Source organism: Kribbella sp. NPDC004536, from assembly GCF_042873835.1.
GTDB lineage: Bacteria > Actinomycetota > Actinomycetes > Propionibacteriales > Kribbellaceae > Kribbella.
In genome coordinates, this window is the sequence record NZ_JBIALY010000002.1 from 1,393,885 (window position 1) to 1,409,545 (window position 15,661).

Annotated in this window: 16 protein-coding genes; 9 read left to right on the plus strand and 7 right to left on the minus strand. The window is 69.3% G+C overall.

The window, feature by feature from the left end; genetic code table 11:
* Positions 1-16 precede the first annotated feature (16 nt).
* Entirely contained in the window at positions 17-568 is a 552-nt protein-coding gene (locus ACFYRU_RS21465; RefSeq protein WP_387661630.1) for a Chromate resistance protein ChrB, read from the plus strand.
* 2 nt (positions 569-570) lie between these two features.
* The gene (locus ACFYRU_RS21470; RefSeq protein ID WP_387662925.1) at positions 571-1,695 is read left to right on the plus strand and encodes an MFS transporter; all 1,125 of its coding nucleotides are present in this window, start codon (positions 571-573) and stop codon (positions 1,693-1,695) included.
* Here the strand turns inward: ACFYRU_RS21470 and ACFYRU_RS21475 are convergent.
* Positions 1,670-2,290, minus strand: coding sequence for an SAM-dependent methyltransferase (locus ACFYRU_RS21475; RefSeq protein WP_387661631.1), 621 nt, complete (start codon positions 2,288-2,290; stop codon positions 1,670-1,672). The genes ACFYRU_RS21470 and ACFYRU_RS21475 overlap by 26 nt on opposite strands.
* Before the next feature lie 181 nt (positions 2,291-2,471).
* On the opposite strand from ACFYRU_RS21475, the gene ACFYRU_RS21480 reads away from it, so the two are divergent.
* Genes ACFYRU_RS21480 through ACFYRU_RS21490 form a run of 3 tightly spaced genes read left to right on the plus strand, consistent with a single transcriptional unit; the run spans position 2,472 to position 4,497 of the window.
* The gene (locus ACFYRU_RS21480; RefSeq protein WP_387661633.1) at positions 2,472-3,389 is read left to right on the plus strand and encodes a DUF929 family protein; all 918 of its coding nucleotides are present in this window, start codon (positions 2,472-2,474) and stop codon (positions 3,387-3,389) included.
* A 5-nt stretch (positions 3,390-3,394) separates the two neighbouring features.
* Positions 3,395-3,865, plus strand: coding sequence for a vitamin K epoxide reductase family protein (locus ACFYRU_RS21485; RefSeq protein WP_387661635.1), 471 nt, complete (start codon positions 3,395-3,397; stop codon positions 3,863-3,865).
* Between the two features lie 17 nt (positions 3,866-3,882).
* A complete protein-coding gene (locus tag ACFYRU_RS21490) occupies positions 3,883-4,497 on the plus strand; it encodes a UdgX family uracil-DNA binding protein (RefSeq protein WP_387661637.1) in 615 nt (204 codons plus the stop codon).
* On the opposite strand, the gene ACFYRU_RS21495 is transcribed toward ACFYRU_RS21490, so the two are convergent.
* Positions 4,486-6,828 (minus strand): phosphoketolase, encoded by a 2,343-nt coding sequence (locus ACFYRU_RS21495; RefSeq protein WP_387661639.1) that lies wholly within the window; start codon positions 6,826-6,828, stop codon positions 4,486-4,488. The two genes, ACFYRU_RS21490 and ACFYRU_RS21495, sit on opposite strands and share 12 nt — an antisense overlap.
* 1 nt (position 6,829) lies before the next feature.
* The gene (locus tag ACFYRU_RS21500; RefSeq protein WP_387661641.1) at positions 6,830-7,153 is read right to left on the minus strand and encodes a plasmid stabilization protein; all 324 of its coding nucleotides are present in this window, start codon (positions 7,151-7,153) and stop codon (positions 6,830-6,832) included.
* Positions 7,154-7,393: 240 nt separating this feature from the next.
* On the opposite strand from ACFYRU_RS21500, the gene ACFYRU_RS21505 reads away from it, so the two are divergent.
* Positions 7,394-9,547 carry a DEAD/DEAH box helicase gene (locus ACFYRU_RS21505; RefSeq protein ID WP_387661643.1) on the plus strand — a complete coding sequence of 718 codons (2,154 nt, stop codon included), beginning with the start codon at positions 7,394-7,396 and terminating at the stop codon, positions 9,545-9,547.
* Here ACFYRU_RS21505 and ACFYRU_RS21510 read toward each other — a convergent pair.
* Together ACFYRU_RS21510 and ACFYRU_RS21515 are read right to left on the minus strand one after the other, a co-directional pair.
* Entirely contained in the window at positions 9,539-10,162 is a 624-nt protein-coding gene (locus ACFYRU_RS21510) for a DUF1684 domain-containing protein (protein WP_387661645.1), read from the minus strand. The two genes, ACFYRU_RS21505 and ACFYRU_RS21510, sit on opposite strands and share 9 nt — an antisense overlap.
* 11 nt (positions 10,163-10,173) lie before the next feature.
* Positions 10,174-10,818, minus strand: coding sequence for a transglycosylase SLT domain-containing protein (locus ACFYRU_RS21515; protein WP_387661647.1), 645 nt, complete (start codon positions 10,816-10,818; stop codon positions 10,174-10,176).
* Positions 10,819-10,936: 118 nt separating this feature from the next.
* On the opposite strand from ACFYRU_RS21515, the gene ACFYRU_RS21520 reads away from it, so the two are divergent.
* Positions 10,937-11,632, plus strand: coding sequence for a GAF and ANTAR domain-containing protein (locus tag ACFYRU_RS21520; RefSeq protein ID WP_387661649.1), 696 nt, complete (start codon positions 10,937-10,939; stop codon positions 11,630-11,632).
* Here the strand turns inward: ACFYRU_RS21520 and ACFYRU_RS21525 are convergent.
* Together ACFYRU_RS21525 and ACFYRU_RS21530 are read right to left on the minus strand one after the other, a co-directional pair.
* On the minus strand, positions 11,629-12,567 hold the full coding sequence (locus ACFYRU_RS21525; RefSeq protein WP_387661651.1) for a helix-turn-helix domain-containing protein: 939 nt from the start codon (positions 12,565-12,567) through the stop codon (positions 11,629-11,631). The genes ACFYRU_RS21520 and ACFYRU_RS21525 overlap by 4 nt on opposite strands.
* A gap of 86 nt (positions 12,568-12,653) precedes the next feature.
* The gene (locus ACFYRU_RS21530; protein WP_387661653.1) at positions 12,654-14,048 is read right to left on the minus strand and encodes an alkaline phosphatase; all 1,395 of its coding nucleotides are present in this window, start codon (positions 14,046-14,048) and stop codon (positions 12,654-12,656) included.
* Positions 14,049-14,197: 149 nt separating this feature from the next.
* Here ACFYRU_RS21530 and ACFYRU_RS21535 point away from each other — a divergent pair, with 149 nt between their 5' ends.
* Together ACFYRU_RS21535 and ACFYRU_RS21540 are read left to right on the plus strand one after the other, a co-directional pair.
* Complete coding sequence (locus ACFYRU_RS21535; protein WP_387661655.1) at positions 14,198-14,833, plus strand: VOC family protein; 636 nt, start codon at positions 14,198-14,200, stop codon at positions 14,831-14,833.
* A 57-nt stretch (positions 14,834-14,890) separates the two neighbouring features.
* Positions 14,891-15,601, plus strand: a complete 711-nt coding sequence (locus ACFYRU_RS21540; RefSeq protein ID WP_387661657.1) for a class I SAM-dependent methyltransferase — start codon at positions 14,891-14,893, stop codon at positions 15,599-15,601.
* Positions 15,602-15,661: the final 60 nt, after the last annotated feature.

Here is a 15,661-nt window from a genome sequence, read left to right on the forward strand (position 1 = left end):
CGCTACATTCACTCCTGTGACGGATCGATGGCTGATCTTGGTGGTACGGATCCCCGCAGAGCCCTCGCGGCACCGGGTGGCCGTCTGGCGCGAGCTCCGCAAGGCCGGAGCGCTCTCCCTCGGCCAAGGCATCTGGGCGGTACCCGAACTCCCGGTCTTCGAGGCGGCGCTGCAGCGGACGACCGAGTTGGTCGCGCGCGCCGAGGGCGAGGTGACGACTCTCGCCGCAGCCGGCAAGGACGCCGACGACGGCGCGCGGCTGCGCGGGCTGTACGACGAGGCGCGCGGCTCGGAGTGGACCGAGTTTCTCCGGGACTGCGAGAAGTTCGAGGACGAGCTCGCCAAGGAGATCCGGATCCAGAAGTTCACGCTGGCCGAGCTCGAGGAGGAGGAGCAGAGCCTCGAACGACTGCGCCGCTGGCACCGCGACATCACCAGCCGCGACGTCTTCGGTACTCCCCAGGCCGCCGAGGCGAGCGCCCGGCTCAAGGAGTGCACGGCACGCTGCGAGGAGTACGCCGAACTCGTCTTCCGCGAACTGCACCAACTCCCAGGAGTCGACCAGTGAGAATGTGGCCCCTCTACGCCGCGGGCTTCACCACCGCCTTCGGCGCACACGCTGTCGCGGCGAGCCTGGGCGGCAGGTCGTCCGACGCCGTCACGTCGTTGATGACGCTCGGCGCATTGCTCGCTCTGTATGACGGCGCCGAGATCCTGCTGAAGCCGGTCTTCGGCGCAGTCTCGGACCGGATCGGTGCCCGGCCGGTGCTGCTGCTCGGGCTGCTCGGCTTTGCCGTTGCCTCCAGCACCTATGTGGTCGCGGACCGGCCGGGCTGGTTGTGGGTCGCCCGGCTCGGTCAGGGAGCTGCGGCATCGGCCTTCTCCCCCGCCGCGTCCACCCTCGTCGCTCGCCTCAACCCGTCGGCGAGGCACGGCCGCGCGTTTGGGAGCTACGGGTTCTACAAGAGTCTCGGCTGCACGGCCGGCCCGCTGCTCGGCGGCGGGATCGTCTGGCTGGGCGGGTTCCGGCTGCTGTTCGGCGTGATGACCGTCCTCGCGGCGGCCGTCGCGGTGTGGGCGCTGCTCGCCGTGCCGGTCGTACCGCCGCTGCCGCGGACCCGTCAGACCGTGGTCGATCTCGCGCGACGCCTCACCGATCCCGCGTTCCTCCGGCCGACCGTAGCACTCGCTGCCGCGACCGCGGCCCTGTCGGTCGGCGTTGGGTTCCTGCCGGTCACCGGGGCCTCGGACGGGCTCGGCACGATCGCCACCGGTGCCGCTGTTTCCTTGCTCGCGGCAACAGCCGCCGTCGTGCAGCCCCGCTCCGGCCGAGCCCTCGACGCGGGCAAGCTGACCACTCGCACGGGCATCGCAGCCGGCCTCGGACTCGCGGCCGCCGGCTTCGTCTGCGCGGCCCTGCCCGGCGTGGTGTTCCTGTTGATCGCCGCCGCCCTAATCGGCGCCGGCACCGGCGTCATCACTCCGCTCGGATTCGCAGCGTTGGCAGCCAGTACGCCCCCGGAACGTCTCGGCCAGACGATGGGCACCGCCGAACTGGGCCGCGAGCTCGGCGACGCCGGCGGCCCGCTGCTCGTCGCTGCCGTCGCGTCGATCGCCGTACTGGACGCCGGCTACGTCGTCCTCGCCGTCCTGCTGGCGCTCGGGCTGCTCACACTCCGCCGGGCACGAAGCTGAACAGACTCTCACCCTTGACCAAAGGTTCAGGTACACCCACGTAGCGGTGCACCCCGACTCCGAAGCGGGCCTCCTTGTCCGACACCCACACCCGCTCGAAGCCGCCGAACTCGAACCAGTCGCAGATCGACGGCACCAGGTCGGGGTCGCCGCGGTGCCGGGTCCAGATCACCGTCGCCCCGGTCCGGCAGAGCTGGCGGCTGCCCGCGATCGTCCGCTGGATGTCCGCGTTCGCGATGTTGCCGAAGATGCCGCACAGCAGGACGAGCTCGGCCGGCACGAACCCGTCGTAGTGATCCGTCAGCGACGCGTCGCCGGTGATCACCTCGACGTTGTCCGGCGCCCGTTCCCGGGCCCACCCGGCAAGCTCCGGATCGAGCTCGACAAGACGCGCGCGGACGTCCGTCCGGCGCGGATGATCCTCCAGTACGTCGAGCAGATCACGGCCCTGCCCCGCGCACAGGCTGACCACCGGCACTGGTCCGGCCGGCGCCCGGTCGAGCGCAGCCCGTACCTGCGCCCGAACCACCTGCAGCCGCCGCGAAAGGTCCGAGTCAGGATCGTCGTACCGCTGATGCCATGCCCGCCAGTCCATGTCAGGAGAGACTACGGTCGAGCAGGTGCGATGCTGGTCGGGCCGGACCAGCAGGTCGCGGCAGACCTTCCTGCCGCGGCAGAACCGCGGATCTGTAACCTCACAGTGACCGACAGGCAGGAACTTCGGGCGTCGATGGATAGTTGTCTTTCCGGAGCCCGTGCGCGATCAGAGGAGAGTCATGGCAAGGCGTGTCGAACAGAAGGCTGCGGCCCGTGAGCGGATCGCCGCGCAGCAGGCCGCCCAGCGGCGGGCCGAGCAGCGCCGGCGGCTTCTGCTCGCGGTCGGTGCGGTCGTTCTGGTCGTGGTGATCGTCGGCGGACTGGTGGCGATCCGGCTGGCCGGCGGCGGCAAGAAGACCGCGACCGGGCCGAACGGCTCGGCCGACGCGGCGCTGATCACCGCCCTCTCCTCGATCCCGGCATCGACCTTCGCGACGGTCGGCAGCGCCGACGTGAAGACCGCGCCGTCGGCGATCAACGACCAGCCGGCACTGACCGACAACGGCAAGCCGAAGGTCCTCTACATCGGCGCCGAGTACTGCCCGTTCTGCGCGGCCGAGCGCTGGCCGGTCGTCGTCGCGCTGTCCCGCTTCGGCACCTTCAAGAACCTCGGTACGACCCACTCGGCGGCCGCCGACGTGCACCCGAACACGCCGACCCTGTCCTTCCACGGCTCGACGTACACGAGTCAGTACCTGTCCTTCACCGGCGTCGAGACCACCACCAACGAGGTCCAGGGCAACAGCTACAAGCCGCTCGACACCCCGTCGGCCGCGGACCAGGCGACCCTGGAGAAGTACGACAACGCGCCGTACGTCGACAAGGAGAGCGCCGGGTCGATCCCGTTCATCGACCTCGGCAACAAGTTCATCGGATCCGGCGCGACGTACGACCCGGACGTGCTGGCGGGCAAGACGCAGGCCCAGGTCGCGGACGCGATCAAGGACCCGTCGAGTGCGATCTCCAAGGCGGTCATCGGGTCGGCCAACGTCTACACCGCGGCGATCTGCAAGCTGACGAACAACCAGCCGTCGAGCGTGTGCAACACCGAGCCCGTCACCGCGGCCGCGGCCAAGCTCGGCCCCGCGAAGGGCTGACGCCCGTGGCTGACACTGCGCAACGGTCGACCAGGCCGTCCTTGGGTGTGATCCCCTGGGCGACCTTGGTCGTGTCGATCGCCGGCCTCGCGGTCGCGGCGTACCTCACGTACGAGCACTTCACCGCCGGTACGACGCTGGCGTGTCCGGACACCGGTGTCGTCAACTGCGCCAAGGTCACCAGCAGTCAGTACTCGAAGGTCTTCGGCATCCCGGTCGCGGTCCTCGGCCTGGCCTTCTTCGTCGGCATGACCGCGCTCTCGGTCCCGCCGATGTGGCGTACGGCGTCCCCGTGGCCGGCCCGCCTGCGCCTCGTCGGCGTACTGACCGGCGTGGTGTTCGTGTGCTATCTGATCTGGGCCGAGCTCTTCCAGATCAACGCCATCTGCCTGTGGTGCACCGTGGTCCACGCACTGACGCTGGTTCTCTTCGGGCTGGTCATCATCCGGCTGGCCCTGGTGCCGCCTGCGTCATAAGTGGGTACTGGTGCGGCATGAAATCGCCAGGGGCCGAGCAGTGGGTGCCGCACGACGGTGGCATGAAGAAGCTGCGGGCGCAGCTGCCGAACTGTCGTGGCTGTGAGCTCTGGAAGGACGCCGAGCAGGCCGTCGCAGGCGAGGGGCCGGTTCGGTCGCGGATGATGCTGGTCGGTGAGACGCCAGGCGACCACGAGGACAAGGAAGGACATGTCTTCGTCGGGCCGGCCGGTCATCTGCTCGACAAGGCACTGGTAGAAGCGGGGATCGACCGGTCGGACGTCTACCTGACGAACGCGGTGAAGCACTTCCGCTTCGAGCGGCAAGGCAAGCGCCGGATTCACAAGACGCCGAGCGCGAGTCAGATCACGGCGTGCCATCCGTGGTTGACGCGCGAGCTAGAGATCGTGAAACCGGCGCTCGTTGTCGTGATGGGGTCGGTCGCGGCGAAGGCTCTACTCGGGCCGTCCTTCCGAGTGACCCAGCAGCGTGGTGAGCGGTTGGAGCTTCCCGGCGGGCAGGCGGCTGTTGCGACTGTGCATCCGTCGGCGGTGGTTCGGTCCGACGAGTTCCGGCGTGACTTCGCGCGGTTCGTGGACGATCTCCGGACCGCCGTCGAGCTACTCGGCTGACCAGCGCCAGTCGCTGACCTCCGGCAGGTCCTCGCCGTACCGAGTCACGTACGCGTGGTGCCGCGTACGTTGGTCCGCGAAGTACTGCCGGGTGACGGCGGCACGTTGTCCCAAAGTCGGTACGCGGTCGATGACGTCCATGGCCAGGTGGTACCGGTCGAGGTTGTTGCGGACCACCATGTCGAACGGAGTGGTCGTCGTACCCTCCTCGACGTAGCCGCGGACGTGCAGGTTCGCGTGACCGTGGCGGCGGTACGTGAGCCGGTGGATCAGCCACGGATAGCCGTGGTACGCGAAGATGACCGGCTTGTCGGTCGTGAACAAGGCGTCGTACTCCGCGTCCGTCAGGCCGTGTGGGTGCTCCGTCGCGTCCTGCAGGCGCATCAGGTCGACGACGTTGACGACCCGGATCCGCAGATCCGGTACGTGCTCACGCAGCAGCGAGACCGCGGCCAGGGTCTCCATCGTCGGCACGTCGCCCGCGCACGCCATCACGACGTCCGGATCGCCGTCGTCGTTGCTCGCGAAGTCCCAGATCCCGGCGCCCCGCGCGCAGTGCACCGCGGCCGCGTCCCAGTCGAGCCAGTTCGGCTGCGGCTGTTTGCCCGCGACAACGACGTTGATGTAGTTCCGGGTCCGCAGGCAGTGGTCCATCGTGGACAGCAGCGTGTTGGTGTCCGGCGGCAGGTACACCCGGACAACCTCGGCCTTCTTGTTCACCACGTGGTCGATGAAGCCCGGGTCCTGGTGCGAGAACCCGTTGTGGTCCTGCCGCCAGACGTGCGAGGTGAGCAGGTAGTTCAGCGACGGGATCCGGCGCCGCCACTCCAGCCGGTTGATCGTCTTCAGCCACTTCGCGTGCTGGTTCACCATCGAGTCGACGATGTGTACGAACGCCTCGTACGACGAGAACAACCCGTGCCGCCCGGTGAGCAGGTACCCCTCCAACCAGCCCTGGCAGGTGTGCTCGCTCAGGATCTCCAGCACGCGCCCGTCCGCGGCGAGGTGGTTGTCGCCGTCCAGCTGCTCGGCGAGCCACCGCTTCCCCGTCTCCTCGTAGACCGCGGACAGCCGGTTCGACTCGGTCTCGTCCGGTCCGAACAGCCGCAGGTTGTCCGGGTTCAGCCGGAACGCGTCGCGCAGGAACGTCCCGAACACCTTCGTCGGCTCCCCGTCCTCCGCACCGGGCGACTTCACCGGTACGGCGTACTCCGCGACGTCGGGCAGCTCCAGGTCACGGCTCAGCGCGCCGCCGTTCGCGTGCGGGTTCGACCCCATCGGCCGCTCCGGAACCAGTTCGAGGAGATCCGGGACCGGCCGGCCCGCCTCGTCGAACAGCTCCTCCGGGCGGTAGCTGCGGAGCCAGTACTCCAGTTGCCCCAGGTGCACCTCGTTCGTCCGTACGCCCGACAGCGGCACCTGATGCGCCCGCCAGGTCCCTTCGACCGGCTCGCCGTCCACGGTGTGCGGCCCGGTCCAGCCCTTGGGTGTCCGGAACACGATCATCGGCCAGGCCGGCCGTACCGGCTCCTGCTTGATCTCGTCGATCCGGTCCACGCAGACGTCGAGGGTCGCCGCCAGCGCCTGGTGCACCTCGGCCGGCTCGGACCCCTCGACCAGGTACGGCTCGTAGCCGTAGCCGCGCATCAGCGCGGTCAGCTCGTCGTCGCCGATCCGCGCGAGTACCGCCGGGTTCGCGATCTTGTACCCGTTCAGGTGCAGGATCGGGAGCACGGCGCCGTCGCGGGCGGGGTTCAGGAACTTGTTCGAGTGCCAGGACGCCGCTAGTGGCCCCGTCTCCGCCTCGCCGTCGCCCACGACGCAGGCGACGAGCAGGTCGGGGTTGTCGGCCGCCGCGCCGTACGCGTGGCTGAGCGAGTACCCCAGTTCGCCGCCCTCGTTGATCGACCCCGGGACGTCCGCGGCCACGTGGCTCGGGACTCCGCCCGGAAACGAGAACTGCTTGAACAGCCTCGCCATCCCGCCCTCGTCCCGGGTCGTGTTCGGGTACGCCGCGGTCCAGCTCCCCTCCAGCCAGGTGTTGGCCACCAGCGCCGGACCGCCGTGGCCCGGCCCGGTCACGAACAGTACGTCCCGGTCGCGCCGTCTGATCACCCGGTTCAGGTGCGCGTAGATCAGGTTCAGCCCGGGCGTCGTACCCCAGTGCCCGAGCAGCCGCGGCTTGATGTGGTCGACCCGCAGCGGCTCCCGGAGCAGCGGATTGGCGAGCAGGTAGATCTGCCCGACCGACAGGTAGTTCGCCGCCCGCCAGTAGGCATCGATCCCCCGGAGCTCGGCGTCGGACAGTGGAGTGCCGTCGACCCGCTGCACGTCAGCGCCCGACGGCCTTCGCGAGCTGAGACTTCGTCATCTTGGAGCGTCCCTTCACGTTCTTCTCCTTCGCCTCGTTGTACAGCTGCTCCTTGGTACGGCCCTTGGAGCCGCTGTGCGAGCGGAGGCCACCGCGCCGGCTCGAGGAGATGTCGTGGGTCGACGTGCGGCTCTTCTCCTTCGACTCGCCGGAGCGGGCTCGTTCCTTGTTCACGGTGCGGGCCGCGATCTCCTCGGCGGTGTCCTCGCTGCGTCCTCGCTTCTTCAGCCCGGCCTTGATGTGCTCGTACTGGCGTTCGCGCTTCGGGCTCGATCCTGCGGGCATCTCGGAGACCTCCTTGTCACGGGTTCACCCGGTACCCGGTGCCGGTCTCCAACAATCGGGACGGGGCAGGTAGCATGGGTTCTCGATCGCGCACGCAGGAGCGGTGAATTCTGAGCCGTGTTCCTGGGGACCCTTCTGGACGGCCCTCTGCACGACACCGGGTGACGTTTCGTCGGCGGGTCGGTCCGCGCGCGGTCAGGCGTTCCGCCACGGCCTGGCCGTGGCATGACACAGGAGGAAATGTTGGCCCGACGAGGTCAGCGCCAGCCCGGCGCTACCCGTTCCGCACCCCGTCGCCGGCGTCGCGTCCGCGACGGCGAGTCCGACGGTCTGATCCAGGTCCTCGCGCAGGCCGTGCGCGAGGTCGAGAACGCGGTCACCCGCGGCGCGATCAAGCCTTCGACCCGGACGAAGTTCCAGGTCGTCGCGCTGCTGGTCCGCGAGGAGCGGGCCCGGGTGAACGGCGACGCAGCCGCCACCGACGCGTACCGGACCGAGCAACTGCGGCGGCTGGACGGGATCGCGACGATCCTGGCGAAGACCGCGGCCCTCGAGCCGTCGCTGCTCGTCCTGCTCGCCGAGGACGCGGTGATCTCGGAGGCAGCGGCTGCGCTCAAGCGGCAGATGCTGGACGAAGCCGGCCTGGAGGTCCCCGAGGAACCGGAGCCGGTGGAGCCGGTCGCTGCCCCGGAGACCCAGGCCCGGCGGGTGGTCCCGCAGGCCGTGGTGTCGCGGCAGCTGGCCAACCCGTTCCTCGCCCCGGACTTCTCCGCGCCGCCCTCCCGCCCCGCGGGTCCGAGCCGGCTCGGTGGCTGGGAGCTGATCGGGCCGCTGCTGCGCTCGTTCGAGCACGCGTCCGCCTCCGCGACCATGACGCTCCCGGACCCGACCTCGTTGCGGCTGGCCGGCGGGATCGACGCGCTCCGGCTCCGCGGCCTGGAGCTGATGCCGCACCAGGCCCGGTTGATCGCCGCCGCCGCGGACGGGCACCGGACGTTCCTGCTCGCCGACGAGCCCGGCCTCGGCAAGACCGCCCAGGCGCTACTCGCCGCCCAGGCCGCGGACGCGTACCCGCTGCTGGCCGTCGTACCGAACGTCGTCAAGACCAACTGGGCCCGCGAGGCCGGTCTCTGGACGCCGCGCAAGACGCCGACCGTCATCCACGGCGACGGCGACTCGATCGACGGCTTTGCCGACATCGTCGTGGTCAACTACGAGGTCCTCGACCGGCACGTCGGCTGGCTCGGCGACCTCGGGTTCCGCGGCATGGTCGTGGACGAGGCGCACTTCATCAAGAACAAGAAGTCCCAGCGGTCCCGCAACGTGCTCGACCTCTCCAACCGGATCCGGTCCCGGGCCGCGCGGCCGTTGCTGATGGCGCTCACCGGTACGCCGCTGATCAACTCGATCGAGGACTTCACCGCGATCTGGGAGTTCCTCGGCTGGATCGACGAGAAGGCGCCGCGGGCCGAGCTGATGGGCAAGCTCGACGCGACCGACCTGACCCCGGCCGACCCCGGTTTCGCCGCGGCCGCCCGGGCCAGTGTGATCGACATGGGGATCGTCCGGCGCCGCAAGGTGGACGTGGCCGCGGACATCCCGGCCCGCCGGATCGCCGACCTGCCGGTCGAACTCGACGGCGCCGTCGGGCGCTCGATCCGGGCCGCCGAGCGAGAGCTCGCGGACCGGCTGGTGGAGCGGTACCGGACCGCGCTGGAGACCCGGCGCTCGGGCGTGGTCGTGGAAGGCATCGACCACGAACTGGTCCGCCAGGTGGCCGGCTGGGAGCGGACCGAGATGGCCGCGAAGAAGACCGGCGACAACGTGTTCAGCCTGTTCCGCCAGATCGGTCAGGCGAAGGCCGGACTGGCCGCCGACTACGCGGCCCAGCTCGCGCAGAACGTCGGCAAGGTGGTGTTCTTCGCCCGGCACATCGAGGTGATGGACACCGCCGAGGAGCTGTTCGCCGAGCGCGGCATCAAGTACTCCTCGATCCGCGGCGACCAGACCTCGCGGACCCGGCAGAAGAACATCGATGCCTTCGTCAACGATCCCGACGTGGCGATCGCGGTCTGCTCGCTGCTCACCGCGGGCGTCGGCATCAACCTGCAGGTCTCGTCGAACGTCGTCCTCGCCGAGCTGTCCTGGACGAACGCCGAGCAGACCCAGGCGATCGACCGGGTGCACCGGATCGGTCAGGACGAACCGGTCACCGCGTGGCGGATCATCGCCGCGCAGACCATCGACACCCGGGTCGCGGACCTGATCGACGCCAAGGCAGGCCTGGCCGCGATGGCGCTCGACGGCTCCGACGAAGAGGTCGGCTCGTCGGCCGACTTCCAACTCGAGGCGCTCGCCGCGCTGCTGACCCGAGCACTGGAGGCGTCAGCCTGACAACTCGCCCACCGGCAGCTCAACCTCCAGGGAGTTGGTTGCCGGGGCGAGCGGGCAGGTCCACTCGGGGCTGTAGGCGCAGGACGGGTTGTACGCGAAGTTCAGGTCGACGACGAACTCGCCGGTGGACAGGTCGCTGCCGAGGTCGGCGCCTTTGACGGTGTCGATCAGGTAGCGGCCGCCGCCGTACGTCTCCTTGTTGCGGTCCTTGACCGGGACGAAGAGACCGCCGCCGTACGACTCCAGCCACCAGACGTCGAGGTCGCCGATGGGTAGGTGGAGGGTGCCGACTCGGGAGAACGGGATGACGCCGTCCGTGGCTGAGGTGAACTCCCAGGTGTGCGGTTTGACGTCGGTGTCGATGGTCGTTTCGTAGCGGTACTCGGGGTTGTAGGGGGCTACGGGTGCTCCGGGATAGGTCTCGCGGTGTCGGCCCGGGACCGGAGAAGCTGGGTGGTGGGTCAGTAGGTTGTTGCGGGCGGTTTGCCAGGTCGCGTGGGCATCGACTGGGTCGGGGTCGGTGCGGACGGTGCGGTACAGGTCGAACACGCGCCGCCGCCAGTCGGCGACCGCGAGAGCCGGTGCTCCGAACTGCGCCTCTTTCTCCGGGTCCATTGGGTCTCCTGTCAGCTCTTCAGGGCTTCGGCGGAGTCGGGCCAGTACTTGTGGATGCGGTCCAGGTAGGACTGGGCCTGCGGCCCGGCCTTGCGGCCGCGGGCGAAGATCCGCATGTTGCCGCCGCCGGCGTTGTAGCCGAGGGCAAGCAACTCGTCCTTGGTGTACAGGCCGGCCCGCTTGGACGGCAGCCGTTTCGCGAGGTCGTGCAGGTGCCAGGCGGCGGCCTCGATCGCGAGCGCCGGGTTGTCCGGCAGCTCCTCCCACTTGCGCTTCGCGAAGTCCCGGCCACGCTTCGTCTCGTCGAAGGCCGGCTTGTGCATGTTCGCGATCCCGAACGCCGGGTCCGAGTCCACCTCGGCCCACTGCCGCTCGAACTTCGGGTCGTGCGGCTTGTACGACTCGGCGTACAAGATTGCCATCAGCAACTGCGGGTTGATCCCGGCCTGCTTCGCGTACCGCCGGACGTCGGCCGCGAAGTGCGCCGGGTCGTAGTCGTCGTACCACGGCTTCGCCGTCGTCTTGGTGGCAGTGGGCTTGGTCACTGTCGGCGTCGTACCGGCGACCGGTTTGTCGGTGGTGGTCTTGTCCGAACAGGCGGCCCATACGCCGACGAACAGTACGCCGACCGCAACCCAACCCCACCGCTTCGCCACCTGCACTTCTCCAACCTATCCGCACGACGCAACGGGCCTGTCCGCAGAACGCAAATTCTCCCCCGAACCGCGCCGATCGCAGCGGAACCGGTCATAACGGCCGCATGATGTGCTCACCATGATCGATCCCCATCACGACGACGCCGCGTCCGCCTTCGCACGGCTCGCCCTCGAACTGCACGAAGCCCCCGGTGTCGAGGAGACCGTCGACGCCGTCGTCCAGTTCGCGCTACAGGCCCTCAACTGCACGTACGCCGGAGTCGCGTTCAGCGCGCGTGGTTCCCGCCCGGAGGTCGCCGCGGTCACCGACCCGGTGGTCGCGGACATCTACGAACTGCAGATCAGCAGCCAGGACGGACCGCTCGTCACCGCGATGCGCGAGCAGGTGCCGGTACTGATCCGCGACACGACGACCGAGACCCGGTGGCCGGTGTGGGCCGGAAAGGTCGCCGCTCTCGGAGTACGGAGCGTCCTCGACGTGCCGCTGGCGGCCGGGCCTGTCCCCCGGCGTGTGGTGGGCGTCCTGGGCCTGTACAGCCCCGATCCCGACGCGTTCGCACCCGACGACGAGGCGGTCGCACACATCCTGGCCAGGCACGCCTCGGTCGCCCTCGCGTCCGCCCGGCAGGAGGCCGCGCTGGCCCACGCGGTCGACGCCCGGAAACTCGTCGGTCAGGCGATGGGGATCCTGATGGAACGCTTCGACATCGACGCCGACCGCGCGTTCGCCGTACTGCGCAGGTACTCGCAGGACACGAACACCAAGCTCCGCGACGTCGCGCAGCAACTCATCGACACCCGGAAACTGCCCTAGCGAGCCAGCGTCGTACTCGGCAGCTCGCCGTACTCCGCACGGTACGCGGCGCTCATCCGGCCGTGGTGATGGAAGCCCCACCGGGCCGCGATCGTCGCCACGGTGGCCGTACTCGGGTCGGCCGCGAGCAGCTCCGTACGCACTTCCGCCAGCCGGAGCCGGCGGAGGTGGTCCAACGGCGTGCACTCGAGGTGCCGCTGGAACGCCGCCTGCAACGCCCGCACGGTCACGCCCGCGGCCGCCGCGATATCGGCGACGCTGATCGCCTGGTCGAGGTGCGACTCCATGAATCCGAGCGCGCGCCGGACCGTACTGGGGTGCGCGGCGGGCCCGTCCGAGTCGGTCACGGCGGTGTTCGCGAAGGCAGCGAGGACACTCGCGGCCAGCAACTGCGAGACGGATGCGAGCACCAACGGCGACTCGCGGACGAAGGGGTTGCGCAGCACCTGGTCACCCAGATAGGCGATCGTCCGGGACAGGTGCTGGGCCGCCTGGCGCGAGTACGGCCGGTGGTCGAGGAGCCGTACCGGTACGTTTCCCTTCCGGCTGACGCCCGCGACCCGGGTCAGCAGGGCCGGGTCGAACATCGTGATCGTGTACGACGAGTTGCAGATCTTCCCGGCGTACGGGCGGTCCGGCGGTGCCAGCGAGACCAGGTCGCCCGGGCGGAAGGTGTCCTGCCAGCCGTCCGTGACATGGTCCTGAATAGTGCCGGTGGAGACTTCGCACAGGCAGATCTTGCCGAGCGGGTCCGCGTCGTAGCTCAGCTCGAAGCCGATCTCGAGCCGGTCGACACTGATCGAGTCCGCCGCGGCGCGGGAGATCCGGGTCCGGACCGCCGACGAGCCGCCACCGATCTGCATCTTCGTGTAGGCCCGGTTCAGGAACTCTTCGGTCTTCGCGAGGTCCCGGCTCTCGAACAGCATCGACTCCATGAGGCCCCATAGTGCATGGAACTGGCACCGTTCACCACAAACGCGTGGCCCCCGATCGGAGGCCACGCGTTTGATTCAAACGGCTGTCAATTGCCCTGAAGCACGGTGAACAGGTGGGTGTGGTCGTTCGTGCCGAGTACGGCGTCCGCACCCGGGCCGTTGGCCCAGACCGGGACGACCGCGCCGGTGTGCTGCTGGCTCGGGCCGGACGTGACCGGGGCCTTGCCGTTGCCGCCGAAGCCGGCGGTGCCGTAGGTCAGCGTCAGGGTCTGACCGTCCTTGGTGGTGAGGTTGGTCGAGTAGCCGGTCGGCAGGCCGGTGTCCGACGCGTCCTCGCCGACGATCTGGCTGGTGTGCGCGTGGTCGGCGGTGACGACGACCAGCGTGTCCGGGTGCGTCTTCTGGTAGTCGAGCGCGACACCGACAGCCTTGTCGAAGTTGACCGTCTCGCCGATCTGGCCGCACGCGTTCGTGGCGTGGTCCTGCTTGTCGATCGAGGCGCCCTCGACCTGCAGGAAGAAGCCCTTCTTGTTCTCCAGCAGGCCGATCGCCTTCGACGTCATGTCGGCGAGGCTCGGCTCGTTCGACGGACGCTGGTTCTCGGTGCACGCGGCCGGGGCGTTGCCCTTGCCGAGGGAGGCGGTCGGGCCGCTCCACTCCAGCGACATGTTGCCCTTGTTGAACAGGCCCAGCACCGGCTGGCCGGCCTTGGCCGACTTCAGCCCGGCGGCGTCGGTGACGTACTGGATGCCGTTCGCCTTGGCCTGGTCGACGACCGTCTTGCCGGCGTACGGACCGCCGGTGATCGGCTGCTCGAACCGGCCGCGGCCGCCGCCGAGGAGTACGTCGACCTTGTGGTCGACCTCCTGCTCCGCGATCGAGCCGAGCCCGCCGGCCGCCTTGGTCTCCTTCGGGCAGTTGGCCATGTCGGCCGGGCCCTGGCAGCCGCGCAGCGACATGTGCGAGGCGAGCACCGCGGGGGTGGCGTCGGTGATCTCCGCGGTGGAGACGTTGCCGACCTTCAGGCCGCGCTTCTGGGCCAGCTCGAGCACGGTCTGGTAGTTCGTGCCGGGGACGTTGTCGGCGCTGCTCGGACCCTGCGAGATCCGCTCGTCGATGGTCTTCTTGCCGGTCGCCCAGCTGGAGCCGGTCGAGGCCGAGTCCGGGTCGTAGTCGGGCAGGTACGGAGCCTTCGCGCCGGGCTTCACCGACCACGTGGTGTCGAAACCGGTGTACTTCGCCCGGTCGACGTTCAGCTTGTTCTGGACACCCTGGTAGTACCGCGCCGCGGTGATCTCCTGGGTACCCATGCCGTCGCCGAGGAAGAAGATCACGTTCTTCGGCCCGCGCTGCGGGTGCTTGCCGGCGTCGTCGGCCTGGGCGGAGTTGAACGCACCACTGGCGGCAGCGGAGGCCATTCCCGCGGCAGCGATCACCGTGGCCGCGGCGAACGCGGCCACGAAAGCCTTTTTCCTGATCATTACGGGCCTTTCTGGTCGGTCAGAACAACCGGAACGTATTGGTCCCCACCGGACGCGACATGACCGGGAAGTGACCATCAGGTGACTGCACGTACGGTCATCCTGTGAAAACTCTCAGCAAGTGGGAAAGCGCTTGCTAGAGTTCGGTCATGATCTACGAGCTGAACCATGTCGGCGGGCGGGTGCGGGATCTCGAGGCGAGCCTGGCGTTCTACGGCGAGCTCGGCGCGGAGGTCGTCGACCGGTTGTTCATGAGCGGCTCGCAGGTCGACCGCGTTCACCTCCAGCTTGCGACCGGCCTGGTCGAGTTGCTCCACCACCAGGAGCCGGACCCGGAGGCGGCGTACGGGCTGAACCATGTCGGGTTCATGACCGACGACCTGGACGGGGACTGGGAGCGGCTGATGTCGCTCGGGTACAGCGAACTCACCGCGCCGCGGGTGGCCGGCAGCGGACAGGGGCGGCTCGCGTTCCTCTCGGACCCGAACGGCGTCCGTGTCGAGCTGCTGCAGCGGTCGGAGGAGTTCCGCGTTCCGCCGATCACGTCCGGCCTCGTGCAGGAATTCTCGTACGTCGGCGTCGCGGCGGCGGACGTCGACGCCGCCGCCGAGTTCTACGGCACCCACCTCGGCATGGACCAAGTCGCCGACGACACCTTCCGGCTCGGCCCGGACGCCGTCAAACTCTTGCCTTCAGCAACCACCCCGATCGCCCACCTCGGCCTCAGCGCCCCTCGGACCGGCACGCACACCGACCCCGACGGCAACCGCGTCAGCTTCGTCTGACCGCGGTGACCCGGCCGAGCACGGCGAGCTGCACCGCATCGGCCCTAGGCTGAGGCGGTGTTCGACTACGACGCGGAGCTGCGGTTCTATCAGCCGCGGTTTCGTGCGGCGTGTGGCGTGCGGGCCGGGGATCGGGTGCTCGACATCGGGTGTGGTGGTGGGCAGACGACCCGGGAGGCCGGGCAGGACGCGGCACCGGGGACTGTGCTCGGCGTGGATGTTGCCGAGCCCAGGATCGCGCAGGCGCAGCGGCTCGAGAACGTCAGCTATCTGCTCGCCGACGCCTCGACGTACGAGTTCGAGAGCTTCGACGTCGGGATCAGCCGGTTCGGGGTGATGTTCTTCGCGGATCCGGTGGCGGCGTTCGCGAACCTGCGCCGGGCGTGCGGGCGGATTGTGCTGATGGTGTGGCAGCCGCGGGCGGAGAACGAGTGGGCGACGGTGATCCCGGCGGCGCTCGGCGGCACGTTCCGGGACGACTCGCCGTTCTCGCTCGGGGACCGCGACCGGACCCGGCACATCCTCACGACCGCGGGCTTCTCCGAGCCGGCGTTCACGGCTTTGCACGAGCCGCTCTACTACGGCCCCGACGCGCAGACGGCGTACGAGAACATCTTGGAACTCCACGAGCCGCGGTCCTTGCTCGCAGCGCTCGACCCGGCGGCGGCCGAACGCGGACGCGACCGGCTGCGGCAGGCGCTCGCTGCGCACGCCACACCTGATGGGATCCTTTTCGACTCGGCCGTGTGGCTCGTCGAAGCGATGTGACCGGGGTCACATTTTCGGAATGTCTATTCGGCCGCGACCCGGTCGACGCACAGGCAAAAG

Coding starts and splice junctions, on each gene's coding strand:
- ACFYRU_RS21510 (WP_387661645.1), bottom strand. CDS start 10,162: ATGGACCCGGAGAAAGAGGCGCAGTTCGGAGCACCGGCTCTCGCGGTC.
- ACFYRU_RS21470 (WP_387662925.1), top strand. CDS start 571: ATGTGGCCCCTCTACGCCGCGGGCTTCACCACCGCCTTCGGCGCACAC.
- ACFYRU_RS21505 (WP_387661643.1), top strand. CDS start 7,394: ATGTTGGCCCGACGAGGTCAGCGCCAGCCCGGCGCTACCCGTTCCGCA.
- ACFYRU_RS21535 (WP_387661655.1), top strand. CDS start 14,198: ATGATCTACGAGCTGAACCATGTCGGCGGGCGGGTGCGGGATCTCGAG.
- ACFYRU_RS21490 (WP_387661637.1), top strand. CDS start 3,883: ATGAAATCGCCAGGGGCCGAGCAGTGGGTGCCGCACGACGGTGGCATG.
- ACFYRU_RS21525 (WP_387661651.1), bottom strand. CDS start 12,567: ATGGAGTCGATGCTGTTCGAGAGCCGGGACCTCGCGAAGACCGAAGAG.
- ACFYRU_RS21530 (WP_387661653.1), bottom strand. CDS start 14,048: ATGATCAGGAAAAAGGCTTTCGTGGCCGCGTTCGCCGCGGCCACGGTG.
- ACFYRU_RS21500 (WP_387661641.1), bottom strand. CDS start 7,153: ATGCCCGCAGGATCGAGCCCGAAGCGCGAACGCCAGTACGAGCACATC.
- ACFYRU_RS21475 (WP_387661631.1), bottom strand. CDS start 2,290: ATGGACTGGCGGGCATGGCATCAGCGGTACGACGATCCTGACTCGGAC.
- ACFYRU_RS21480 (WP_387661633.1), top strand. CDS start 2,472: ATGGCAAGGCGTGTCGAACAGAAGGCTGCGGCCCGTGAGCGGATCGCC.
- ACFYRU_RS21520 (WP_387661649.1), top strand. CDS start 10,937: ATGATCGATCCCCATCACGACGACGCCGCGTCCGCCTTCGCACGGCTC.